Here is a 23,613-nt window from a genome sequence, read left to right on the forward strand (position 1 = left end):
GGTGACGAACGCTCGTCACCCGCGTGCCAGCCAGACATAACAATAACAAGGCTGCAGCCACCGGCTGCCACGCACCTGGTCGAACTGCTGTGCAGCGGACCGGAGACGTGCCTTGATGGAGGACAAGCACGTGAGTTCCGAATTCAGATCGCCACCCCAGGCCGAGGCCCGCGCCCCGCGTTATCGCCAGGTGTCCATCGGCCATCCGGCGGTCGAGGTCAGCGAAGAGCAGGGCGTCCTGCACATGCGTTCCCTGGAACCCTTGGCCGAATTGCCCGGGCGCCTGCTGGACCGTCTGCTGCATTGGGCGCAAGTGCGCCCGCAACAGACTTTTATCGCGGCGCGCCAGGCCGGCGGCGACTGGCGTCGGGTCAGCTACGCCGAGATGCTCGCCAGCGTCCGCGCCATTGCCCAAAGCCTGCTGGGCTACGGCCTGTCAGCCGAGCGCCCCTTGGCGCTGTTGTCGGGCAATGACATCGAGCACCTGCAGATTGCGCTGGGCGCCATGTATGCCGGTATTCCCTATAGCCCGATTTCGCCGGCCTATTCGCTGCTGTCCCAGGACTTCGCCAAGTTGCGGCATGTCTGCGATCTGCTGCAGCCCGGGCTGGTGTTCGTCAGCGATGCCGCCGCCTACCAGCGGGCGATCGACGCGGTATTGCCCAGTGAGACGCCGCTGATTACCGTTCGCGGCGAAGTGGCGGGGCGGCGGCAGACATCCTTTGTCAGTCTGCTGCAACAACCCGGTGGCAGCGAAGCCGAAGCGGCGTTTGCCGCCACCGGCCCGGACAGCATCGCCAAGTTCCTGTTTACCTCCGGCTCCACCAAGCTGCCCAAGGCGGTGGTCACCACCCAGCGCATGCTCTGCGCCAACCAGCAGATGCTGTTGCAGACCTTTCCGGTGTTCGGCGAAGAGCCTCCGGTGCTGGTGGACTGGCTGCCGTGGAACCACACCTTTGGTGGCAGCCACAACGTCGGCATTGTGCTGTACAACGGTGGCACCTTTTACCTGGACGACGGCAAGCCCACGGCCCAGGGGTTTGCCGAGACACTGCGCAACCTCAAGGAAATCTCGCCCACCGCCTACCTGACCGTGCCCAAGGGCTGGGAAGAACTGGTCAGTGCCCTGGAGCAGGACGGCGAGTTGCGCGAGCGTTTCTTCGCGCGCATGAAACTGTTCTTTTTTGCCGCCGCCGGTTTGTCCCAGCGGATCTGGGATCGCCTGGACCGGGTCGCCGAGCAGCACTGTGGCGAGCGTATTCGCATGATGGCCGGGCTTGGCATGACCGAGGCATCACCGTCCTGCACCTTCACCACCGGGCCACTGTCCATGGCCGGTTATGTCGGCCTGCCGGCCCCCGGTTGTGAGGTGCGGCTGGTGCCGGTGGACGGCAAGCTGGAAGGACGCTTTCGCGGGCCGCACATCATGCCCGGCTACTGGCGTGCGCCGCAGCAGACCGCCGAGGTGTTCGACGAGCAGGGCTACTACTGTTCCGGCGATGCGCTGAAACTGGCCGACGCCTGTGATCCGCAACTGGGGCTGATGTTCGACGGGCGCATCGCCGAAGACTTCAAGCTCAGCTCCGGGGTCTTCGTCAGCGTCGGCCCGATGCGCAATCGCGCGGTGCTTGAAGGTTCGCCCTATGTCCAGGACCTGGTGGTAGCCGCGCCGGACCGCGAATGCCTGGGGGCCCTGGTCTTTCCCCGGCTGTTCGAATGCCGACGCCTGTCCGGCTTGGGCCCGGACGCCAGCGATGCCGAGGTCCTGGCCAGCGCACCGGTGCGCCAGTGGTTCGCCGAATGGCTGCAACGGCTCAACCGCGACGCCATCGGCAATGCCAGCCGCCTGGAGTGGATCACGCTGCTGGACGAGCCGGCCTCCATCGACCGCGGTGAAATCACCGACAAGGGCTCGATCAACCAGCGCGCGGTGCTGCAGTGGCGCGCCGACAAGGTCGAGGCGCTGTATCGCGGCGAGGAGCCTTCCATCCTGCGTGCCGGTTCTCAGGTATGAGCTGCATAGGGTAGGGCACTGCGGTGTCCCTGGCCCTATTCACCCTTTTGCGGGCAGGTGGTGCGTCTGTGCACCCTTATAAAGCCGAATCCTTGAGCATTGCACTAAGCCAAGGCAAACACGGGGTATTGGCAGGGGCTGGACTCAAGACCTGAGGCCAGGCAAATACCCTGAACAGAGCTTTGTCATCATCGCCTGAGCTTGTCTGGCACATTCACTGCATAGCCTCGATCAACAGCCACGGATGATGCAGTCCAGTGGCCCGCCCAGCCGGTCAACGACGATCGGTCGGCCCTTGCGGTCGTGGGCGCTATCGGTGGGTCCGGCACAGAGGTTGGATCAAACACCGCAAAAGAACAGGCAAAGACGCCTGGAACCGCAAGGTTCCAGGCGTTTTTTTTTGCTTTTTGATCCGTGATTGATTTTGCCCAGGTGCTACTTATGAACGCCAAGGTTGCCGAGTTGAACAAGCTGCAAACGCTGATCGTGATTGGCAATGGCATGGTCGGACATCATTGTGTCGAACAGCTGATCGAGCGGGGTGCCCTTGAGCGCTACCGGCTGCACGTCTTCAGTGAAGAACCGATGCGGGCCTACGACCGCGTGCACCTTTCCGAATACTTCACCGGTCGCGATGCCGAGTCGCTGGCGCTGTCCGAGGCGTCTCTTTACCAGACGCCGGGAGTGACCTTGCATCTGGGGGTGCCAGTCCTTGCGATCGACCGCGAGCGGCGCCAAGTGATGACCGCGCAAGGGAGCGTTGCTTACGACACCTTGATCCTGGCCACCGGTTCGTACCCCTTCGTGCCGCCTGTCGAAGGCGCCGAGGGCGATTCGCGCCTGGTGTACCGCACCCTCGAAGACCTCGACGCCATCCGCGCCGCCGCCGCCAACGCCCGCCGCGGTGTGGTGGTCGGCGGTGGCCTGCTCGGCCTGGAAGCGGCCAACGCCCTGAAGAGCCTGGGCCTGGAAGCCCATGTGGTGGAGTTCGCCCCGCGCCTGATGCCGGTGCAACTGGACGAACTGGGCGGCCTTGCGCTCAAGGCGCAAATCGAGCGGCTGGGTGTCGGTGTGCACGTATCGCGCGGTACGCAGTCGATCAGCCCGGGCGAGCACTACCGCTACCGGATGAACTTTGCCAACGACGAGTTCCTCGAAACCGACCTGATCGTGTTCTCGGCCGGTATCCGGGCCCAGGATGCGCTGGCCCGCCAATGCGGGTTGGAGGTCGGGCCGCGCGGTGGCGTGGTGATTGATGACCAGTGCTTGAGCCGCGACGAGAATATTTATGCCATCGGCGAGTGCGCCTCCTGGAACGGCAGTCTGTTCGGCCTGGTCGCACCGGGCTACCAGATGGCACGCAGCGTCGCGGCCCGCCTGTGCCACGAGGCCGCCGAGCCGTTCCTGGGCGCGGACATGTCGACCAAGCTCAAGTTGCTGGGCGTCGATGTCGGCTCCATCGGCGATGCGCACGCCCATACGCCGGGCGCGCGCAGCTACCAGTTCATCGACGAGGCGACGGCCAGCTACCGGCGCCTGGTGGTGGACGCCACCGGCAAGCAGGTGCTGGGTGCGGTGCTGGTCGGTGACAACAGCTATTACGACACCCTGTTGCAATACATGCAGAACGGCATTGCCTTGCCGTCCGAACCGGCCAGCCTGATCCTGCCGTCGTCCACGGGGGCGCCGACCCTGGGCCCGGCGGCGTTGCCTGAGTCGGCCACGGTCTGCTCGTGCCATAACGTCACCAAGGGCGCCATCTGCTCGGCCATCGACGGTGGATGCTCGGACCTCGGTGTGCTCAAGGCGCAGACCAAGGCCTGCACCGGCTGTGGCGGCTGTGCCGGTTTGCTCAAGCACGTCTTCGAGCATGAGTTGGTCGCGCGGGGTGTCAGCGTCGACAAGAGCCTGTGCGAGCACTTTGCCTATACCCGTCAGGAGCTCTACGCGCTGGTACGGGTAGAAGGGGTGATCAGCTTCGAAGAACTGCTGGCCAGGCATGGCCGAGGCCACACCGGTTGCGATGTGTGCAAGCCGGCAGTCGGCTCGATCCTCGCGTCGTGCTGGAACCAGCCGATCATGGACGCCTCGCTGGTGCCGTTGCAGGACACCAACGACACCTTCATGGCCAACATGCAGAAGAACGGCACTTATTCGGTGGTGCCGCGCATTCCCGGTGGCGAGATCACCGCCGACAAGCTGATCGTGATCGGCCAGGTGGCGAAGAAATACGACCTCTACACCAAGATCACCGGTGGCCAGCGCATCGACCTGTTCGGCGCCCAGTTGCATGAGTTGCCGCAGATCTGGGCCGAGCTGATCGAGGCCGGTTTCGAAACCGGGCACGCCTACGGCAAATCGACCCGCACGGTGAAGTCCTGTGTCGGCAGTACCTGGTGCCGTTATGGCGTGCAGGACAGCGTGCACATGGCCCTGGCCCTCGAAGACCGCTACAAGGGCTTGCGCTCGCCCCACAAGCTCAAGTTCGCGGTGTCCGGTTGCACCCGCGAATGCGCCGAAGCCCAGAGCAAGGATGTGGGCGTGATCGCTACCGAGAAGGGCTGGAACCTGTATGTGTGCGGTAACGGTGGCATGCGCCCGCGCCACGCCGAACTGTTCGCCACCGACCTCGACGATGCCACGCTGATCCGTTACATCGACCGCTTCCTGATGTTCTACATCCGTACCGCCGACAAACTGCAGCGAACCTCGGTCTGGCGTGAAAGCCTGGAAGGCGGCCTGGACTACCTCAAGGACGTGATCATCAACGATAGCCTGGGACTGGGTGCGGAGCTCGAATCGCAGATGCAGTTGGTGGTCGACCGCTATGAATGCGAATGGGCCAACGCCCTCAAGGACCCGGAAAAGCTCAAGCGCTTCCGGACCTTCGTCAACGATCAGCGTCCCGATCCGGACATTCATTTTGTCCAGGAACGCGGGCAGCGGCGCCCGATCATGGCGGCCGAACTCAACCTTATCCCTGTCACCGAGGAGCTTGTCCGATGAGCCAGTCCACAACCCAGCGCAGTACTTGTTTTTCGACCCAGGACAACGCCCAGGCCTGGCAAAGGGTGTGTGCCCAGCAGGACCTGGTGAACAACTCGGGCGTCGTCGTCTGGCTCGACGGCGCCCAGGTGGCCGTGTTCTACCTGCCGGCCGCCGAGGGGCGGACCCTCTACGCCATCGACAACCATGACCCGCAATCGGGCGCGAATGTCGTTGGCCGTGGGTTGGTGGGCTGCATCAAGGGTGAGCTGGTGGTAGCGTCGCCGATCTACAAGCAGCATTTCCGCCTGGAGGACGGACGCTGCCTGGAGTACCCGCAACAACGCCTGCGGGTCTGGCCGGTACGGCTCAACGCCGGCGTGGTGGAGGTCGGGGTGGCCTGACGACGCGGCATTCGATTGATCATTCATCCACGGCACCGAGCCTCATCCCCTGAGGTCCGGTGCCTGCCAACGCCAGTGGAGACTCGTATGAAAACAGCCGCTCAGTTGCTCAAGTTGAAGGTCGTGCAAAACCGGCAGGTACACAGCATCGCGCCGGATGAAATGGTGCTGGAAGCCCTGAAGATGATGGCCGAGAAGAATGTGGGAGCACTGCCGGTCATCGAGGACGGGGTGGTGGTGGGCGTGGTCAGTGAGCGCGACTATGCACGCAAGGTGGTCTTGCAGGGACGCTCTTCGGTGGGTACGCCGGTCAGGACCATCATGAGTTCACCGGTGGTCACGGCCGACAGTCAGCAGAGCATCGAGCGCTGCATGGCGGTCATGACCGACAGTCACTTGCGCCATCTGCCGGTGGTGGAGGGTGACCGCTTGATCGGCCTGTTGTCGATTGGTGATCTGGTTAAAGAAGCCATCGTTGAACAGGCCGATCTGATCAGGCAGCTGGAGCACTACATTCGCGGGCATTGACGTCGCCCGTGCCGGGGTCAGAAGTTGATCGAGGCACTCAGGCGGGCGGTCAGTGGCGCGCCCTGGAACAGGTAGTTGTCGCCCATGTATTCCCCTGCGTCACGCCAGTAGCGCTGGTCGAACAGGTTATCGACGGTCAGGCGGAACACGGTGTCATAGCCGTCGATGCGGGTGCTGTAGCGGCTGCCGATGTTGAAGATCGCGTAGGCGTCGGCTTCTGCCTGGCCTTGCGGGTCGGCGTACTTGCCAGCGCTGTACTGCAGCCCGCCAAGCAGGGCCAGGCCGTCGACCCAGGGCAGGGCGTAGTCACCGTAGAGGCTGGCGCGCAGTGTTGGCACGTTGATCGTCTGGTGACCTTCATAGGCGGGTGTATCGCTGCCGCTGACCCGGGAGCGGATCGCCGCGACACTGGCGGTCACTTGCAGGCGGTCGCTGGCCCAGCCATTGGCCGAGAGTTCGAGGCCGGTGTTCTTCTGTTCGCCCTGTTGGGTGAAAGTGAACGAACCATCGTCATTGGGCCGGGAATACTGGTAGGCCTGGCGGATCTGGAACAGCGCCGCGGCCAGGCTGATGCGCTGCCAGTCGTACTTGATCCCGGCCTCGATTTGCCGTGAAACGGTGGGTGCGAGGGTTTCAAAGGCATTGTTGGCAAACCACGGCGCTTCGCCGCCCAGGGACAGGCCCTTGCTGTAGCGGGTGTACAACGCCAGGTTGTGTACGGGCTTGTAGATCAGTGCGGCCTGGGGCAGGAATTCATAGCGCCGGGTGTGCCGGGTGGTGTTGCCCAGATTATCGAAGGCCTCTTCATCCAGGCGCACTTCGCGCCCGCCGAGCACGGTCTGCCAGTGCTCGTTGAAGCTGATCCGGTCATTGAAAAACAGCCCGTACTGGCGACTGTCCAGGCGTCGCTGACTGTCGTTGAGCGGCCCCTGGTAAGGGGCAAAATCCTCCGGTTCGCTGTCGATGTTGGCGCTGCCGATCATCTGGTTGATGGGGTCGCGCTTATCCACCACACGGCGGAACGCGCTGGAGCCCAGGGTGAGTTCGTGGCCCAGGCCGCCGGTATCGAAGCGTCCGCTGAGCGCTGCCTGCACCTCATCGTTGCGCCGGGTATCGTCCGGGCTGTGGAAGTCGTAGAGGTCGTAGTCGCCTTGCGGGCTGAAGTAGTTGGGCACGGCCACGCCGGCGCAACTGGCCGCGCCGTAGCAACCCCAGGCAAACGAACTGTAGTCATCGATCACTACCTGGCTGCGCGAGGCGCTGAGGTTGCCTGTCCAGGTGTCGCTGAAGCGGTACTCGAAATTGCCGTTGAGGTTCAGCGCGTCCGTGGTCACCGGTTTTGAACCGCTCTGGTGGGCCAGCAGCTGTTTCGGCGAGGCGTCGTGCGGCAGGCTTGTGCCACCGAGCAATTGATAACCCGGTGCCGAGCGCTGCTCCCTGGTCTGGTACTCCAGGTCCAGTTGCAACAGCGCGGCGTCGCTGATGTTCCAGTCGAAGGCCAGGGAGGCGAAGTCGCGTTGCCCGTTGGTGTGTTCGACATAGGAGTGGATGTCTTCATGGGCCAGGTTGGCCCGCAGTCCGAACTGTTGCTCGCTGCCGAACCAGCCGCCGACGTCGGTGGCCAGGTAACCGCTGCCGCGGTCATCGGTGGAGACCGTCACCGAGCGTACGTCGGTCGGGCGCTTGGTCACGTAGTTGATCAGCCCACCGGGCTCGGAAGCGCCGCTCTGCAGGCCGGAAAGGCCCTTGAGCAATTCCACCTGTTGCTTGTTTTCCAGGCCGACATTCTGCTCGCCGGTAATGGTGCGGCCGTTGATCCTGTAGCTGCTGGCCGAGTTCAACGAGAAGCCGCGCACCATGAAGTTCTCGTAGTAACCGACCGGCGCATAGCTTTCCCCCACCGAGGCGTCGTTCCTCAGCACCTCGCTGAGCAGGCGGGCCTGTTGATCCTTGATCAAGGCTTCGTTGAACACCGCAATCGACGCCGGGGTATCGAGCAAGGGGGCCGCCTCGATGCCCGCGACCGAGGCGCTGTCGACCCGGTAGCCGGAACCGTCTTCGCCCGTCACGTTGACCGCTGGCAGTTCGGTACCGGCGGCCCGGGCCGCAGGCGCGGCGCTGGCCAATAGCAGGCCCAGGGTCAGCAGGTTGAGTGCCAGGCGCGGGGCGGACTCTCCTTCGTGGAAAGTCCGGTAAAGCATATCCATGAAAAGCTCCTGAACGACGACTGACCCGGGCAGGCGAACACCAGGGCAGGTGCCCGCGTGCGCTTCAGGCAGTCGTCGTGCTGTTAAGGCAGGGGAAAGCGAAGTGCGCCTTGAAGGTGTCAGGCTGCAGAGCTTGAGGTGGTTATCGGCACGTTTGAATCCGCGGTCCGTTGCATAAGCGCGCCATCATACAAGAGGACGAACCGCGCTCGATGATTGTTAGTGTCAGGGGGATTCCCGAGCTATTAGCAGGACCTGTGCGCCATAGATCCAAGGCTATCAGTAAGCCGAACGCCAGGTTGCACAACGAGCCCGCGGGCCTCGCTATACGCCGTGGCGCTGGACGACGACAGTCACCCGTCTTGCCGGGACGACGAACACCTGCACCTGATCGAGGTGTAAACCTGTCGGCTGTCCGTTGCCGATCTCCCCAATGAGCTACCCTCAATTGAACCATCAATGTCGGTCGCGCCCCGGGCCAATGAGCGGGGGGCCGTCCTGCGTCGATCTGTTGTTTCATTTTTGCGCCGTGCGCACAGAGTCAGCCGATGCCGTTTCTGATGCAAAGTCATGGGTGCAGTGGCTGGAACGGTGAAATGGCCAGGCGTATTCGTGCGTTCGACTGGACCCTCACGGAACTGGGCAGCGTCGATACCTGGTCGACGAGCCTGCGCAGTTCGGTGCAGTTGCTGCTGGCCTCGCCCGTTCCCTTGGTGCTGCTCTGGGGCAAGCCCGGCTACATGATCTACAACGACGCCTATTCGGTGTTTGCCGGTGGCCGGCATCCGTACCTGCTCGGTTCTCCGGTTGAGCTCGGCTGGCCTGAAGTCGCCGAGTTCAATCGCCAGGTGCTCGACACCTGCCTGGCCGGTGGCACGCTGTCCTTTCGCAATAAAGAGCTGGAACTGTTGCGCAACGGCCAGCCCGAAGCGGTGTTCATGGACCTCTATTACAGCCCGGTGGCCGATGACGACGGGGTGCCGGCCGGGGTGCTGGCGGTGGTCGTGGAGACCACGGCCCACATGGCGTCCGAGCGGCTGCGCGAGCAAACCGAAACGGCCTACCGCGCCGATAACGAACGAGTGCGCCTGGCGCTCAACGCCGGGGCCCTGCTGGGCTCCTTTGTCTGGGACATCAAGGCCGATCTGCTGTCCGGGGACGAGCGATTTGCCCGGACGTTTTCCTATCCCGCCGATCAATCGCTGGCGTTCCTGTCTCCCGAGGCCGCGAGCGAGAAAATCCATCCCGATGATCTGATCCAGCTCAGTCAACAGGTCGAGCAGGCCTTGAAAAACGGTGGCCCGTTCAATGCCGAGTACCGCATCCGGCGGCCTGATGGTAGCTATGGATGGGTGTTGGCCAGTGGCTGCTGTGAGTTCAACGAACAAGGCCAGCCCTTTCGCTTTCCCGGTGTGCTGATCGACATCCACGAGCGGAAAATCGCCGAAGAGTCCTTGCTCAAGTTCACTCGCAATCTGGAGCAGCGTGTCGCCGATGAAGTCGAAGGGCGGCTGGCCGCTGAAGAACAGTTGCGCCAGTCACAGAAGCTTGAGGCCATTGGTGGACTGACCGGAGGGGTGGCCCATGACTTCAATAATCTGTTGCAGGTCATCGCCGGCAATCTGCACCTGTTGGCACGCCACGAACCGGACAACGAGAACGTGCAGCACCGGGTGAGTGCCGCGATTGCGGCGGTGGAGCGCGGCGCGATGCTGTCGTCACAATTGCTTGCCTTCGCCCGTCGGCAACCGTTGTCGCCGGCGGTCTATAGCCTGCGGCAAATTTACGAAGGCCTGGGCGAAGTACTGCAGCGGGCGCTGGGAGAAACCATACAGATCGATGTGCAATTGCCGGACGAGTCCTGGTGCATTTATGTCGACCGCAATCAGTTGGAAAACGCCTTGTTGAACCTGGCGCTCAATGCCCGTGATGCGATGCATGGCGAGGGCACCATTGCCATCAGTGGCAAGAACGTGGAGCTCGATCAGCGGTTTTGCGCGGGCAAGGGCATCAGCACCGGGGACTACGTGCGCCTGTCGGTGGTCGACACTGGCGACGGGATGGATGCGGCGACGCTGAAACAGGCGTTCGAGCCGTTTTTCACCACCAAGGCCGATGGCCAGGGTACGGGCCTGGGGTTGAGCATGGTGTTCGGTTTCGTCAAGCAGAGCGGGGGCCATATCGATATGACCAGCGAGGTGGGGCAGGGCACGCAGGTGCATCTGTATTTCCCCCGCAGCGCGCGCGCGCAGAGCCACGAGTCGCCAATGCGCAGTGTCCAGCACAGAGGCGGTCACGAGACTATTCTGGTGGTAGAGGACAACGAAGAAGTGCGCGGTGCGACAGTCGAATTTTTACAACAGTCGGGCTATCAGGTGCTGGTGGCCGCCAATGGCGACGGCGCGATGCAGATGTTGCTGGACGGTGTGGAGGTTGACCTGATTTTCACCGATGTGGTCATGCCCGGGTTGATCAAGAGCTCGGACCTGGCCGCCTGGGCCAAGGTCCAGACGCCTGCGGTGGCGGTGCTATTCACTTCGGGGCACACTCGGGACATCATCTCCAACAACCATCAGCTCAGCCCGGACACCCATTTGCTGAGCAAACCCTACAGTCCAGATGCGCTGATGACCATGATCCGCAGTGTGCTGGCCGGTTGACGACGGCTCCCAGGGCACAGGGCCGATCACCACCAATCGGATCATCGGTTACCGCTGGTCTGATTGACGGTCGACAGCCACCGTCGGGCAAGGCCATTCTGACAACTGGCGAGCGCGTATCATGGTGTTCGCCATCGATCATCCAACGGAGGTGTTCCATGCCGGTGAAACATGACCTGTATCAGGACTTGAGCTGCAGCAGGGAAGTCGTTCAGCAAAAGCGCGCCAATGATCCACATTTGAATGCGTTGCTGGATAAATACTCGGTTATCGACGATCTGGTACTGAAGGCGGAGGCCTCGGCCCAGGGCGATGACGACGTGAGGAAGCTCAAGGAAAAACGCCTTTCGATCAAAGACGAAATATCCCAAAACCTGAACGGTTCTGCCAGAACGTGACCCGAGCACGGGGGGCGCAAACGGCCCCCCCGTGTTGCATCTAATCAGACGGTTGCAGGGCCTTGGCCAGGGGCAGGCGCACCATGTGGCTGGACTTCAGCGAGCCGAAATACAACCATTGGCCGTACTCGCGAACAGTGGTGATGGGGGCGTAATTACCGCTGCTGGCGTCCTGCAGATTGGCAATGATGTTGCCGTCCAGGTCCACACCCAGTGCCAGCGCACGCCGCTCCACGGGTTTGGGCAGCACCTTGAGTGCCCGCACGATCATCTTGCGCACGAAGGGGTACTCCGCCGTGCTGTCCAGCAGAGCATTTCGCGGCGCGTACAGCGCCACCCAGAAACGCTCATGACCATTGAAACTGAGGTTGTCCGGCAAGCCTGGCAGGTTGTCGACAAATACCTCGTGCGAGCCGGCCTTGGGGCCGCTGAGCCAATAGCGGGTGATGCGGTAGGCACCGGTCTCGTTGACCAACACGAAGGCGTCATCGGGCCCGAGCGCGACGCCATTGGCGAACTCCAGACGGTCCAGCAGCAGCTCGGTCTTGCCTGTCTGAAAGTCGTAGCGCAACAGGCGCCCGTCGCCACCGTGCTCGATGATCGCCTCGCCATCATGGCCATAACCCCACCGGCTGGACGCGTCGCTGAAGTAGGCGTAGTGCCCGGTCTTGTCGATCGTGACATCGTCGGTGAAGCCGAACCGCACGCCACCGGCTTCGGTGCTCAGGGGAATCAACTGGCCCAGCGAGTCGAGGGCCAACAGTCCCTTGATCCCGTCGGCAATGATCAACCGGCCATCCGGGTGACGGGCCAGGCCCAGCGGTCGGCCACCGGTGTCGGTCAACACCGTGAGTGCCTTGCCGTCCAGGCTGGTGCGGATCACGCGGCCGTCGTGCAGGCCGGTGATCAGGTAGTCGTCCTCCAGCAGCAGGGCTTCGGGGCCGTTGATGTTCGCCGCGCCGATGTGCTCCACGCCCTTGAGTATCCGGTTCTCGGCAAATGCCCCAGATTGCAGGGAAGGCGCGGGCTGCGGTTTCCAGGCCACCGGTTGCACCTGGGTCGGTGCCAGCAGCAGGAACAGGCCGACCAGCACCAGAAGGACGATGAGAAACCCGCTAACGCTGACTCCACGGGGTACACGACTCATCAGGCGACTGCTCCGGTCCGGGTGGGGATGCTCAGTTGCGCCTGGTCACGCAAGGCCAGCATCGACGCGGCGGACTCGTGTTCGATGCGCCGTTTGAGCAGCAACTGATTGGCCAGGCGCATCAGTAGGCCACTGAAGCGGTATTCCAGGGTCCGGACGAAGCGAGTGCCAGCGCCTTCGCTGATGCATTCATAGGTGAGCAGCAATTCCAGGCCATGATCGCCCTGGGCGCGGGCGCACCAGCGACGTCCCGGCAGGTACTCGTTGACCTCCCAGCTCAAATGCCCGGCGCGACCGCCGGCGTGAATGTCCTCTTCAAAAAGCGCACCCGCGTGCAGTGGCCCTTGCGGGCCCTCGACCTTCAACGACGAGGGGTGCCATTGCGGCCAGAGGGTCGGGCTGCTGGCATAGGCGAGCACGTCGACGGGGTCGCGTTCGATGTCGATATGGTGTTGCATGCAGGTCATGGGGCGGCTCGTGGAGTGATGGTGGGCGTGGTCCGGTTCGGCTTCCCAATACAGTGTGCCGAACAGGTAGTCCATCAGCGGAAAAACGATATTGAAATTGCGGGCCTGCATCAGCTCGCGACGGTGATGCAGTTCATGCAGGCGGCGCATCTGGCGAATCCATGGCAGGCGGGTGACAGGGTTGCCAGGTGGCAGATGCTCGCAAGCGTGGAACACTTCGTAGGTCAGGTAGCCAAGGATCATACAGCCTGCGAACAGGCCCGCCACGTTACCATTGAGCTGTTTGAGCAGCCACCAGGCGGGCAGGGTGATCACCAGGCTGTGCAGCACGATCAGCCAGGCGGGGAACAGGATCACCCGCCAGTCGCGCGCGGTGTCGTAGGTCATGTGGCCTGGCGCGAAAAAGCTGTGATGATCGCCGGCATGGCGGGCATAGAACAGCCGCGCAAAGGCCTTCTTGTGATGCCCCAGGTGCCGGTGGACCCCGTAGACCGCGAAGTTGAAAAACAGCAGGGTCAACGGTACCGCCAACCACTCAAGCGGTTGCACCTGATGGACCGTGCTCCAGAACAGGCTGATCGCCGTGATTCCGAACACCAGGACGAAACCTGCGTGCAGCCACGGGTTGTAGAACCGATGAACATCCGCCCGGTAACGGGTACGAAACGCCTGCGTGGTTTGCCTCACTGCGGTCACCTTTTATCCTTGTTATTGATAGAAGATTAGTCGTGGCCAAATTATCCGGCCAATGGATGTTTGTGATGGGGGTTCATCAAGCCGCTGAATGGGCTGGGGGAGACTCCGGCGTGGCCCCTTCAGCATCCCGAGCAGGAGGCAAGTCCATGATCGAGTGCAAGCGAGCTTATGCGCCGGCCAGTGAGAGCGACGGCTACCGGGTGCTGGTCGACCGACTGTGGCCACGCAATTGCCGCAAGCAGCAGTTGCCGCTGAATGAATGGTTGCGTGAGGTGGCGCCCTCCACGGCATTGCGGCGGGCATTCAAGGCCGGTGAGCTGGATTTTGCAGCCTTCCGGGCGAGGTATCGTCAGGAACTGGCGGCCCGGCCCGGTCATTGGTGGAAGCTCTTGGAAATCGCCGAAAACGGCACGCTGACGTTGATTTATGGCGCGCGCGACGAGACGCAGAATAATGCGCAGGTGCTGGCCCAGTGGCTTGAAGAGGAACTGGACCGGCGTGCCGATGCCAGTTCACCGGTGTGTTATGCCGAGGGGTTCAAGGCGCCCTGATCGCGTACGCCGCGGGTTCAGGTCAGCGGGTCCCAGCGCTGGGACCAGTCACTGTCGCTCTTGACCAGCCCGCGTAGCAGGTCGAACGCCTGCTGCAACGCGGCCGAATCGCGATCACGGGAGTACACCAGGTAGGTCGGGTAGCTGAATTCGGGGGCCTTGGGCACGCATTCCAGCACGCCGCTGTCGAGGTAGGACTGAACCACCCGGGTGCGGAAGTACCCGGTACCACCGTTTTGCAGGAGATACTGCAACGCCAGTGGGCCGAGGTTGAAGCTCAGTGCGGCCCTGGCCTTGTCTGGTAGCGCCGCGTCGTGCTGGCGGCGAAAATCCTGGCCCCAGTCGATGTACACGTAGGGTTCGGGCCGCGACGGCAGTCGCACCTGAATCAACTTCTCTTCCAAGAGTTGTTCGACTTGCAGCCGTGGCCAATATTCGGGCTGGAACACCAGCGCTGCGTCCAGTACGCCCATTTCCAGTTGCCTGAGCAGGTTGTCGCCGTCGCGGATTTCCGTGCGCAAGGCATAGGCCGGAATATGTTCACGGATCTCACGGGCCCAGTTGAGCATCAACGGGTTGCACAGGCTGACCTCGCCACCGATGTGCAGCACATTGCGGTAACCGTCCGGCAGCGGCAGGTCACGGCGGGCGGCTTCCCAGGTCTGCACCAGTTGATTGGCATACACCACGAAGGCCTCGCCATCGGCTGTCAGACGGGCACCGGCACGGTTACGCACGAACAAGGTACTGGCCAACTGGCTTTCAAGCTTTTGCACCCGCGCGGTGATCGCGGTCTGGGTCACGTGCAGTTTGTCCGCGGCGGCGGCGAGGCTGCCGCAACGAACGATTTCCAGGAAGGTACGGGCGAGGTCGATGTCCATGGCGGGTCGCTGATGGGGAGAGCCCGGCAGTGTAGAGCAAGGCGCCAGCAAAGGCTGCTCCGGGGACAGAAACGACGAATCCCGCCAACAAGGGCGGGATTCGTGTGGGGCAAGGCAGGGCTCCCCGTGGGGAAGCCGCTGTCTCAGGCCGGGAACAGCTCGGACAGTTTCATGGCCAGCATCATGTCGCCTTCAGCGCGCAGTTTGCCGCCCATGAACGCTTGCATGCCATCGGTTTCACCGCTGACGATGCCTTCCAGGGTTTCGCCGTCCATGACCAGGGTCACTTGAGCGTCCGGGTTCACGCCTTCTTGCAGTTCGCAAGTGCTGTCCTTGACGACCAGCGAGAAGTTCTTGTCTTCGTCGATACGGAAACCGAAAACCAGGTCCAGGCCGGCAGCAGCGGCTGGGTTGAACTTGGCTTTCATTGCTTGTACGGCGTCAGCTACGGAGGTCATGGTTCGATCCTTTTAGGTGTGTTACAGCAAGGGTCACAGTAATCCGGACTCAACGAAAGGTGATGAGGTCCGGGGCCTTCAGCAGTTGCAGGTGTGCATGACTGTTGAAGGAAGCCAGTGCCACCTCGCGACCACGGAACTTCAGGTGGTTGAGCGAGGTGTTGACGATTTGCCAGTTCAGCTCGAAGGCCTGCCTGGCCGGCATTTGAGTGATCAGGTGGAGCAGGGCGGTAATGGTGCCGCCGGACGTGAACACGGCGATTTTCTGGGTGTTGTCGGCCTGTTCGAGAATACGCTGCAAGCCGGCCTGGACCCGCTCGACGAATCCGAGCCAGCTTTCCAGGCCCGGAGGGTCGTAGGTGCCGGCCAGCCAGCGCTCGATGATCAGGGCGAAGATTCGCTGGAATTCACCCCGATTCTGCGCCGCGTTACGCAAAATGTGCAGCGCTTCGGGTTCTTCGGGCAGCAGGTCCGGCAACAGGGCGCGGATGACGGCATCGGCATCGAATTCATTGAAGGCCGAGTCGATTTCCAGAGGCGGTACCGGCAGCCCGACCGCGCCAAATTGCGCCAGGGCGCTGTTGGCGGTGTGTTGCTGGCGACGCAGGTCGCCCGACAGGCAGCGGTCGAAGCTCAAACCCAGTTCGGCCAGGTGGCTGCCGAGGATTTCCGCCTGGCGCACACCGGTCGACGACAGCACGTCGTAGTCGTCTGCACCGAAGGAGGCTTGGCCATGTCGAATCAGGTAGATGCTGCCCACGTCCGCGTCATCCCGGTACGTTGAAGGTTTTGCGAGGTTATGAGGATGCCGGTGAGCTGTCAATGAAAAAACATACGCTTGTTTGAAATGCTCGTTGGAGGCCAGTAACAGAAGGTTTCACGACTGGTCGCAACGCAGTCGCATGGGTATGCTGCAAACATCCGCGCCCGCGTGTTGAGCGGGGCACAGTCGTTAAGGAGTCAATGTGGAGTTTTTGTCCGAGTACGCAAGTTTTCTGGCTAAAACCGTAACCCTGGTCGTTGCCATCCTGGTGGTGCTGGTCAGCTTTGCTTCGCTGCGCAGCAAAGGTCGGCGCAAGTCCGCGGGCCAGTTGCAGGTCAGCAAGCTCAATGATTTCTACAAGGGCCTGCGCGAGCGTCTGGAACAGACACTGCTCGACAAGGACCAGCTCAAGGCCTTGCGCAAGTCCGAGGCCAAGGCTGAGAAAAAACACAAGAAAAAGCCCGAAGCCAAACCCCGGGTGTTCGTGCTGGATTTCGACGGCGATATCAAGGCCTCGGCCACCGAGAGCCTGCGCCACGAAATCACTGCGCTGCTGTCCCTGGCCACGCCCAAGGATGAAGTGGTGCTGCGCCTTGAGAGTGGCGGCGGCATGGTGCACAGCTACGGCCTGGCCTCCTCGCAGCTGGCGCGTATTCGCCAGGCCGGCGTGCCGTTGACCGTGTGCATCGACAAGGTCGCGGCCAGTGGCGGCTACATGATGGCGTGCATCGGCGAGAAGATCATCAGCGCCCCCTTTGCCATCCTGGGTTCGATCGGGGTGGTGGCACAGTTGCCCAACGTCAACCGCCTGCTGAAAAAGCACGACATCGACTTTGAAGTGCTGACCGCTGGTGAGTACAAGCGCACCCTGACCGTGTTTGGCGAAAACACCGAGAAGGGCCGGGAGAAGTTCCAGGAAGACCTGGACGTCACCCACGCGCTGTTCAAGAACTTCGTTGCCCGCTATCGCCCGCAACTGGCTATCGACGAAGTGGCGACCGGTGAAGTCTGGCTGGGGATTGCAGCACTGGATAAACAACTGGTCGATGAACTGAAAACCAGCGACGAATACCTCGCCGAGCGGGCCAAGGGTGCAGAGCTGTTCCACCTGCACTATGCCGAGCGCAAGACCCTGCAGGAGCGTGTCGGCCTGGCGGCCAGCGGTTCGGTTGATCGCTTGCTGCTGACCTGGTGGAGTCGTTTGACGCAACAACGCTTCTGGTGATCCCTTGCGGTCGATCAGCGACCGCTATCGCCTGCCGTTGCATCGACACCCATCAACGAGGCCTTGAGCGCTGCCAGGCAGGCAATGCTCAAGGCCTTTTTCAGGTAAGCACGGTCACCCTCGAGAGACATTGGGAATGCCGCTTGTCCTGACGGATAAAGCTCATACTGCAACTGGAATGAATACAGGCGATCGGCATGAACATGCCGGGCTGAGTGAGGATCTGCTGGGGGACTGATGAGGGCAGCAAGCCTTGAACCCCGGGTGGGGTTCAAGGCCTTGGCCCGTTAACGGCGACGGAACAGCGGCAGCGGCTCGTCGGTGGCGGCCTGGTAGGTCACCGAGAAGTCCTTGAGGCTTTCCAGGGCTTCATACGGGTCCTTGTCGGCGCGCAACGCGTAAGCGTCGAAACCGCAGCGACGCAGGTAGAACAGCTGGTCGCGCAGCACATCGCCGATCGCCCGCAACTCACCCTTGAAGCCATAGCGGTCACGCAACAGGCGCGCGTTGGAGTAGTTGCGCCCGTCGGTGAACGCCGGGAAGTTCAAGGCAATCACCTGGAACTGATCGACGTCGTCACCGATTTCCTCGGCTTCTTCTTCGGCATCCAGCCACACACCCAGGCCACCATCGCGGGCCTTGAGGGCGTGAGCATGTTCACGCCACAGGGCCAGCGGCACGATCAGGTCGTCGCAGTTGGAGATGCCGTCGAGGGTCGCGTCCTTGGGCAGCAAGTGCCAGGTTTCGTCGATGACCTCGTTGTTCTTAATGATTCGCTGCATAGACGCGTTCCTTGAAGAGGTCGATGCCGATACGTTGATAGGTGTCGATGAAGCGTTCGTCTTCGGTACGTTGTTCCACGTACACGTCGATCAGCTTCGAGATCACGTCCGGCATGTCGTCCTGGGCGAACGACGGGCCGAGGATCTTGCCCAGGCTGGCGTCGCGGCTGGCGCTGCCACCCAGGGACACCTGGTAGAACTCTTCACCTTTCTTGTCCACGCCCAGGATGCCGATGTGGCCGACGTGGTGGTGACCGCAGGCGTTCATGCAACCGGAAATGTTCAGGTCCAGTTCACCGATGTCGAACAGGTAGTCCAGGTCGTCGAAACGGCGCTGGATGGCTTCGGCGATAGGAATCGACTTGGCGTTGGCCAGGGAGCAGAAGTCACCACCGGGGCAGCAGATGATGTCGGTCAACAGGCCGATGTTCGGGGTGGCAAAGCCTTGCTCGCGCAACTCGCCCCACAGGGTGAACAGTTGGCCCTGCTCAACGTCAGCCAGAATGATGTTCTGCTCGTGGGAGGTGCGCAGTTGGCCGAAGCTGTAGCGGTCGGCCAGGTCGGCAACGCCGTCGAGCTGCTTGTCGGTCAGGTCGCCTGGAGCAACGCCGGTCGGCTTGAGCGACAGGGTCACGGCCACATAGCCCGGCTTCTTGTGGGCCAGGGTGTTGCGGGTGCGCCAGCGAGCGAAGCCCGGATGCTGCTGGTCGAGCTCGGCAAGCTCGGCGGTCTGATTGCTCAGGGCCTTGTAGTCCGGGTCGACAAAGTGTTTGGCGACGCGATGCACTTCGGCTTCGGTCAAGGTGGTCTGGCCACCGCGCAGGTGTTCCATTTCCGCGTCGACTTTCTGGGCGAAAACCTCGGGCGTCAGGGCCTTGACCAGGATCTTGATCCGTGCCTTGTACTTGTTGTCGCGACGGCCATAGCGGTTGTACACCCGCAGGATGGCATCGAGGTAGCTCAACAGGTCTTGCCACGGCAGGAATTCATTGATGAACGCGCCGACCACCGGGGTACGGCCCAGACCGCCACCGACCAACACGCGAAAGCCCAGTTCGCCAGCGGCGTTGTGTACCGGCTCAAGGCCGATGTCATGGACTTCAATCGCGGCGCGGTCGGAGGTCGAACCGTTGATTGCGATCTTGAACTTGCGCGGCAGGTAGGCGAATTCCGGGTGGAACGTGGTCCACTGGCGCACGATCTCGCACCAGGGGCGCGGGTCGATCAACTCGTCGGCGGCGACACCGGCGAACTGGTCGGTGGTGACGTTGCGCAGGCAGTTGCCGCTGGTCTGGATGGCGTGCATCTGCACGGTGGCCAGCTCAGCCAGGATGTCCGGGATGTCTTCCAGTGCCGGCCAGTTGAACTGCACGTTCTGCCGGGTACTGATGTGGGCGTAGCCCTTGTCGTAGTCGCGAGCGATCCTGGCCATCATTCGCGTCTGGCGCGAAGTCAGTTGGCCGTAAGGCACGGCAACCCGCAGCATCGGGGCGAAGCGCTGGATATAAAGGCCATTTTGCAGGCGCAGGGGGCGGAATTCTTCTTCGCTCAGCTCGCCTGCCAGATAGCGTCGGGTCTGATCACGGAACTGCTTGACGCGGTCCTCGATGATCCGCTGATCGTACTCGTCGTATACGTACATATAAGTCCTGTTCTCAGGCTTGGGCTACTTCGCAATCCGCTGCGTTTCTCGCTTGCTTGATTGTGAAAACGCCTTGGCAGTTCTGCGCGCACGGCCGCGCACTCCCCACGGAGCCGGGGCAAGATATCAGTTTGCGTTTATGCGCAAAAGTGATGTTTTAGTATATATAAAGAACCAAATCGACTAATGAGACTGATTGCTATACGACCCCCAAGTTGTCGTGCGGGCAATCATCGACTTAACTGTGATCGAGTCTTTATGCAATCACCGATAAAACCGACAAGAGGCGATGCAATGAGCAACCCGACCAAAGCACAGAAGAGCGACAGCAGCGTCGACGCATGGGCAATCCTGTTCCTGATCCTCCTGGTAGTGGGCACTGCGGTGTACTGGGTCAGCCATCAATAAGTCCGTCAAACCGGGCCCTGATCCGACGATTGTCGGACAAAACGCTAATTAATCGCGATTTGCCAGTATTTCGCTGGCTATAATGCGCGGCTGGTGACCGGGGCCCGGATGTTCAATGTTCAAGTTTCTTTATGGGGTGGTGCTGACGGTTTGCGCGGTCTACGGACCCGGTGCGCAAGCCGAGTCGGTGCTATTCCTCAATCCCGGTAACTCCAGCGAAGTGTTCTGGGTCAGCTATACCCGGTTCATGGAGGCCGCCGCCCGGGACCTGGGCATTGACCTTGAGGTGCAATATTCCGAGCGCGAGGCCGAAACCACGATCAAGCAGGCACGCGACGCCTTGTTGGGGCCGCGGCGTCCGGACTATCTGGTGTTCGTCAACGAGCAGTACGTGGCACCGGAGATCCTGCGCCTGTCCCGGGGCAGCGGGGTGAAGCTGTTTATCGTCAATAACAGCCTGACCGACGACCAACTGGCGCTGCTGGGCGATCCTCGGGAAAAGTACCCAGAGTGGCTCGGTAGCCTGGTCACCAATGACGAGGAGGGTGGCTACCTGATGCTCAAGGAGTTGATCCGCTTGCATCCTGCTGCCGCCCCCGGCCAGAAGCTCGAGCTGCTGGCATTTTCCGGGTTGAAAATCACCCCCGCCGCACAGTTGCGCGAGAAAGGCATGAGGCGTGCGTTGCGCGAGCATCCCGAGGTCGTGCTGCACCAGTTGGTGTCCGGTGCCTGGAGTCGTGAACGGGCCTATGAACAGGCGACATTGCTCTTCAAACGCTACCCCAATGTGTCGCTGATCTGGTCCGCCAACGACGAGATGGCGTTCGGCGCGATGCAGGCTTACGAAGAGTCCGGTGGCATACCGGGCGAGGGCGCGCTGTTCAGTGCGGTCAATACTTCACCGGCCGCCTTGCAGGCCCTGCTGGACCGACGCCTGAGCGTGTTGCTGGGCGGACACTTCAGCCTCGGTGGCTGGGCGCTGGTGCAACTGCATGACTATGAACAGGGCGTCCCGGTCGACCAATATGGCGGTCGTGACCGACAGGTTCCGTTGTTGCAGCTGATTGACCGGGCACAGGCCAGGCGCATGCTGGCGCAGCAAGAGACCCAGGACTACGGGGTGAACTTTCGCAGCCTGTCGGCCAGGCATCGTCCGTTGAGCTATCGCTACCCGTTCAGCCTGCAAACCCTGATGCACTGAGACGCCGATCAAATTCCGGCCAGATGCACCACCAGTTTCACGATGCCGAACAGCGTCAACGCAAAGACGGCGGTGAACACAATTCCCAGCACCACGAAATGACTCGGCTTGCCGTGGGTGAAGTCGCGGGCGCGGTTTTTGCCGCTCTGCACGCCGAAGGCCGCCGCCAGGACGCTGTGCAGCATCTGCCAGAAACTGGGTGGCTTGTTGTCGACTGGATCGTCCATAAATCCCTCGTCACCGGTGGGTGTGAGGCAAGCATAGTCAAATCTGCGGGGGGAGTGGGCCAGCACGCCGGTGCCCGCTACAGGGCTTCCATCGCCAGCAACCGTCGATCCACCGTGACAATGGCTTGCACCATCGCCTGTGCCGCCGGCGTCAGTGAATGGCCGGCGCGGCTGACCACGCCGTAATGCAACTGCAGGCCCGGGTCATCCCTGGGGATGTCGGTGAAGGTCAGCAAGCTGATCTCGCCCTTTCTGGCCAGTTCGCTCAAGGCCTCCATGGTGGCAATGCCGACGGCGTCGGAGCGCATCACCACGCGGCGGATCGCATCGAACTGGGCGCATTCCACGCGAGTCTCGAAGTCGGCTTCGCCCATCACGTCGGCGAGGATCTTGCGGATCATCGGCGGAATGCGCGTGCCCACCACCGGGTAGTCGAGCAAGGCGCGCAATGGCAGGTTCCCGGCGCGGGTCAACGGGTGTCCGGCCCGGCAGAAAAACCGCCCACGTCGGGGGCTCAGCAGTTGCACCTGATACTGCGGGTCGCCCGTGAAGTAGCGCGCGTCGGCCACCAGGAACTCGATCTGTTGCTCCTTGAGCCAGACCGCCAGTTGCTCCCAGTCGCCCTGGTCGAAGCGGGTGCGGATCGCCGGGTGGGCGCTGATGAATTCGGCCAGCGCTTCAGGTACCAGCAATTGCGCCGGGTAGGGGCCGCAGCCGAAATGCAGTTCACCACCGGTCAGGCCGTTGAATTGCATCAGTTCGTTGTGCAGGGCCTGGCTACCGGCCAACAACCGCCTTGCATGCTGCAGCACCAGTTGTCCCTGGCCCGTCAGGCGGAACTCGCGACTGCTGCGTTCCACCAGCGCGCAATCGAGGTCGCGCTCCAGGGTCTGGATACTGCGGCTGAAGGCCGGTTGGCTGAGATTGATCGCCTCGGCAGCCCGCACAAAACTGCGGTAGTCGGCCAGGGCAACCAGGTGGCGAAGCTGACGAAGATCCATTATGCGTATCCTGCATTCATTAGATGCTTTTAATGCATTTGATCGATAGCACAGGGGCTGGCATAAGTACAACCCTCGTTTACCTTCAGCGGTCGCTCATGTCCGATCAAACCTTCGCTTCCAGTGCCTTCACCCGCACTATTCTCAGTCATGCCCGGCAGGTCGGCCTGTGTGAGGAGGAGCTGTTGCAGCGTGCCGGCATCAGTCTGTCGTGGCTCGATGATCAACAGCAGCACATCCCGGCACGCTTGGTGGAACAGCTGTGGCGTGAATGTGAAATCGCCGGTGTCGGGCGCCACTTTGGCTGCGAGCTGGTCAACGGCATGGCCACCAGTTGCCTGCAAGGCATGAACATTCTGCTGGATTCGGCCGCGACCCTGCGGGTCAGCCTGGGCTGCTTTACCGACTACCTGCCACGGGTCACCAATCACGTGCTGGCCGAACTCGAAGAGGTGGACGGCGAGGCTCGCCTGCACCTGCGCCCGGCCCAGGCGCTGCCGCATTTTTTTGGCCTGGACGCGGCCACGCTCAGCCTGGTGCGCAATATCTCCCGGCGGGTCGGCGCAGCGCCGGGCGAGCTGTTCTGTCATGTTCGGCTGGCGCCCGGACAAGCCGCCGGAGACTGGCTCGGCGGGCAGGGGGTGCGTGTCGAAGCAGGCGAGCACCCGTGCCTGATCCTGCCGCTGCACGCCCTGGATTTGCCGCTACTCAGCGCCAATCCGTTCCTGCACCAGAGCATGCTGCGCCATTGGCAGGTGGCGGCCCCCAGCGAAACCCGCAGCGACAGCCTGGAGCTGGCACGGCACTGGCTGACGGCGGGCGACCAGCCGATCGAACGGATCGCCGAACGCTTGGGGTATCGCCAGCCCAGCAACTTTATCCGCGCCTTCCGCAAGCAGTTCGGGATCACCCCCAAGCAGTTTCGTCTGGGCCATTTCCAGGCGTGCGGCGATCTGGCGTGAAACCCG

General features: G+C 62.2%; 20 protein-coding genes and 1 pseudogene. 11 read left to right on the forward strand and 10 right to left on the reverse strand.

Annotated elements, in window-relative coordinates; translation table 11 throughout:
• Positions 1-130 precede the first annotated feature (130 nt).
• The 4 genes from CKW07_RS01990 to CKW07_RS02005 all read left to right on the forward strand — a co-directional run bounded on the left by CKW07_RS01990 (position 131) and on the right by CKW07_RS02005 (position 5,931).
• Positions 131-2,014 (forward strand): feruloyl-CoA synthase, encoded by a 1,884-nt coding sequence (locus CKW07_RS01990; RefSeq protein ID WP_095143600.1) that lies wholly within the window; start codon positions 131-133, stop codon positions 2,012-2,014.
• A gap of 441 nt (positions 2,015-2,455) precedes the next feature.
• The gene (gene nirB, locus CKW07_RS01995) at positions 2,456-5,020 is read left to right on the forward strand and encodes a nitrite reductase large subunit NirB (protein ID WP_095143334.1); all 2,565 of its coding nucleotides are present in this window, start codon (positions 2,456-2,458) and stop codon (positions 5,018-5,020) included.
• Entirely contained in the window at positions 5,017-5,403 is a 387-nt protein-coding gene (nirD, locus tag CKW07_RS02000) for a nitrite reductase small subunit NirD (protein ID WP_095143335.1), read from the forward strand. Before nirB ends, nirD begins: the two co-directional genes overlap by 4 nt.
• An 87-nt stretch (positions 5,404-5,490) precedes the next feature.
• Positions 5,491-5,931 carry a CBS domain-containing protein gene (locus CKW07_RS02005; protein ID WP_095143336.1) on the forward strand — a complete coding sequence of 147 codons (441 nt, stop codon included), beginning with the start codon at positions 5,491-5,493 and terminating at the stop codon, positions 5,929-5,931.
• Positions 5,932-5,948: 17 nt separating this feature from the next.
• Here the strand turns inward: CKW07_RS02005 and CKW07_RS02010 are convergent, their stop codons facing one another.
• On the reverse strand, positions 5,949-8,138 hold the full coding sequence (locus CKW07_RS02010; protein WP_095143337.1) for a TonB-dependent siderophore receptor: 2,190 nt from the start codon (positions 8,136-8,138) through the stop codon (positions 5,949-5,951).
• A gap of 315 nt (positions 8,139-8,453) precedes the next feature.
• On the opposite strand from CKW07_RS02010, the pseudogene CKW07_RS25090 reads away from it, so the two are divergent.
• The 3 genes and pseudogenes from CKW07_RS25090 to CKW07_RS02020 form a co-directional block, all read left to right on the forward strand.
• Positions 8,454-8,534, forward strand: a pseudogene (locus tag CKW07_RS25090) (GntR family transcriptional regulator); the annotation flags it as partial.
• A gap of 152 nt (positions 8,535-8,686) precedes the next feature.
• Positions 8,687-10,798, forward strand: a complete 2,112-nt coding sequence (locus CKW07_RS02015; RefSeq protein WP_095143338.1) for a PAS domain-containing sensor histidine kinase — start codon at positions 8,687-8,689, stop codon at positions 10,796-10,798.
• A gap of 158 nt (positions 10,799-10,956) precedes the next feature.
• Positions 10,957-11,196 carry a DUF465 domain-containing protein gene (locus CKW07_RS02020; protein ID WP_095143339.1) on the forward strand — a complete coding sequence of 80 codons (240 nt, stop codon included), beginning with the start codon at positions 10,957-10,959 and terminating at the stop codon, positions 11,194-11,196.
• 40 nt (positions 11,197-11,236) lie between these two features.
• Here the strand turns inward: CKW07_RS02020 and CKW07_RS02025 are convergent, their stop codons facing one another.
• Both CKW07_RS02025 and CKW07_RS02030 read right to left on the reverse strand, forming a co-directional pair.
• Complete coding sequence (locus CKW07_RS02025) at positions 11,237-12,343, reverse strand: SMP-30/gluconolactonase/LRE family protein (RefSeq protein ID WP_095143340.1); 1,107 nt, start codon at positions 12,341-12,343, stop codon at positions 11,237-11,239.
• Entirely contained in the window at positions 12,343-13,497 is a 1,155-nt protein-coding gene (locus tag CKW07_RS02030) for an SRPBCC family protein (protein WP_095143601.1), read from the reverse strand. The genes CKW07_RS02025 and CKW07_RS02030 overlap by 1 nt, the downstream gene beginning before the upstream one ends.
• Positions 13,498-13,652: 155 nt before the next feature.
• Here CKW07_RS02030 and CKW07_RS02035 point away from each other — a divergent pair, with 155 nt between their 5' ends.
• Complete coding sequence (locus CKW07_RS02035; RefSeq protein WP_095143341.1) at positions 13,653-14,057, forward strand: DUF488 domain-containing protein; 405 nt, start codon at positions 13,653-13,655, stop codon at positions 14,055-14,057.
• 17 nt (positions 14,058-14,074) lie between these two features.
• Here the strand turns inward: CKW07_RS02035 and CKW07_RS02040 are convergent, their stop codons facing one another.
• The 3 genes from CKW07_RS02040 to CKW07_RS02050 form a co-directional block, all read right to left on the reverse strand.
• Positions 14,075-14,938, reverse strand: a complete 864-nt coding sequence (locus tag CKW07_RS02040; protein ID WP_095143342.1) for a LysR family transcriptional regulator — start codon at positions 14,936-14,938, stop codon at positions 14,075-14,077.
• A gap of 143 nt (positions 14,939-15,081) precedes the next feature.
• Entirely contained in the window at positions 15,082-15,396 is a 315-nt protein-coding gene (locus tag CKW07_RS02045; RefSeq protein WP_095083277.1) for an SCP2 sterol-binding domain-containing protein, read from the reverse strand.
• Between the two features lie 49 nt (positions 15,397-15,445).
• Positions 15,446-16,156, reverse strand: a complete 711-nt coding sequence (locus CKW07_RS02050; RefSeq protein ID WP_095143343.1) for a histidine phosphatase family protein — start codon at positions 16,154-16,156, stop codon at positions 15,446-15,448.
• A 205-nt stretch (positions 16,157-16,361) separates the two neighbouring features.
• Between CKW07_RS02050 and sohB the strand changes: the two genes are divergently transcribed.
• The gene (sohB, locus tag CKW07_RS02055; RefSeq protein WP_095143344.1) at positions 16,362-17,384 is read left to right on the forward strand and encodes a protease SohB; all 1,023 of its coding nucleotides are present in this window, start codon (positions 16,362-16,364) and stop codon (positions 17,382-17,384) included.
• Between the two features lie 287 nt (positions 17,385-17,671).
• Here the strand turns inward: sohB and CKW07_RS02060 are convergent, their stop codons facing one another.
• Both CKW07_RS02060 and CKW07_RS02065 read right to left on the reverse strand, forming a co-directional pair.
• Complete coding sequence (locus tag CKW07_RS02060) at positions 17,672-18,166, reverse strand: DUF934 domain-containing protein (RefSeq protein WP_095143345.1); 495 nt, start codon at positions 18,164-18,166, stop codon at positions 17,672-17,674.
• A complete protein-coding gene (locus tag CKW07_RS02065) occupies positions 18,150-19,808 on the reverse strand; it encodes a nitrite/sulfite reductase (protein ID WP_095143346.1) in 1,659 nt (552 codons plus the stop codon). Before CKW07_RS02065 ends, CKW07_RS02060 begins: the two co-directional genes overlap by 17 nt.
• A gap of 523 nt (positions 19,809-20,331) precedes the next feature.
• On the opposite strand from CKW07_RS02065, the gene CKW07_RS02070 reads away from it, so the two are divergent.
• Positions 20,332-21,417, forward strand: coding sequence for an ABC transporter substrate-binding protein (locus CKW07_RS02070; RefSeq protein WP_095143347.1), 1,086 nt, complete (start codon positions 20,332-20,334; stop codon positions 21,415-21,417).
• A gap of 8 nt (positions 21,418-21,425) precedes the next feature.
• Here CKW07_RS02070 and CKW07_RS02075 read toward each other — a convergent pair whose 3' ends face one another.
• The gene (locus tag CKW07_RS02075) at positions 21,426-21,644 is read right to left on the reverse strand and encodes a DUF2970 domain-containing protein (protein ID WP_095083263.1); all 219 of its coding nucleotides are present in this window, start codon (positions 21,642-21,644) and stop codon (positions 21,426-21,428) included.
• A 77-nt stretch (positions 21,645-21,721) separates the two neighbouring features.
• The gene (locus CKW07_RS02080; RefSeq protein ID WP_095143348.1) at positions 21,722-22,645 is read right to left on the reverse strand and encodes a LysR family transcriptional regulator; all 924 of its coding nucleotides are present in this window, start codon (positions 22,643-22,645) and stop codon (positions 21,722-21,724) included.
• A gap of 98 nt (positions 22,646-22,743) precedes the next feature.
• Between CKW07_RS02080 and CKW07_RS02085 the strand changes: the two genes are divergently transcribed.
• Positions 22,744-23,607, forward strand: coding sequence for an AraC family transcriptional regulator (locus CKW07_RS02085; protein WP_095143349.1), 864 nt, complete (start codon positions 22,744-22,746; stop codon positions 23,605-23,607).
• Positions 23,608-23,613 lie beyond the last annotated feature (6 nt).

This window comes from Pseudomonas sp. Irchel s3b6, from assembly GCF_900187415.1.
GTDB lineage: Bacteria > Pseudomonadota > Gammaproteobacteria > Pseudomonadales > Pseudomonadaceae > Aquipseudomonas.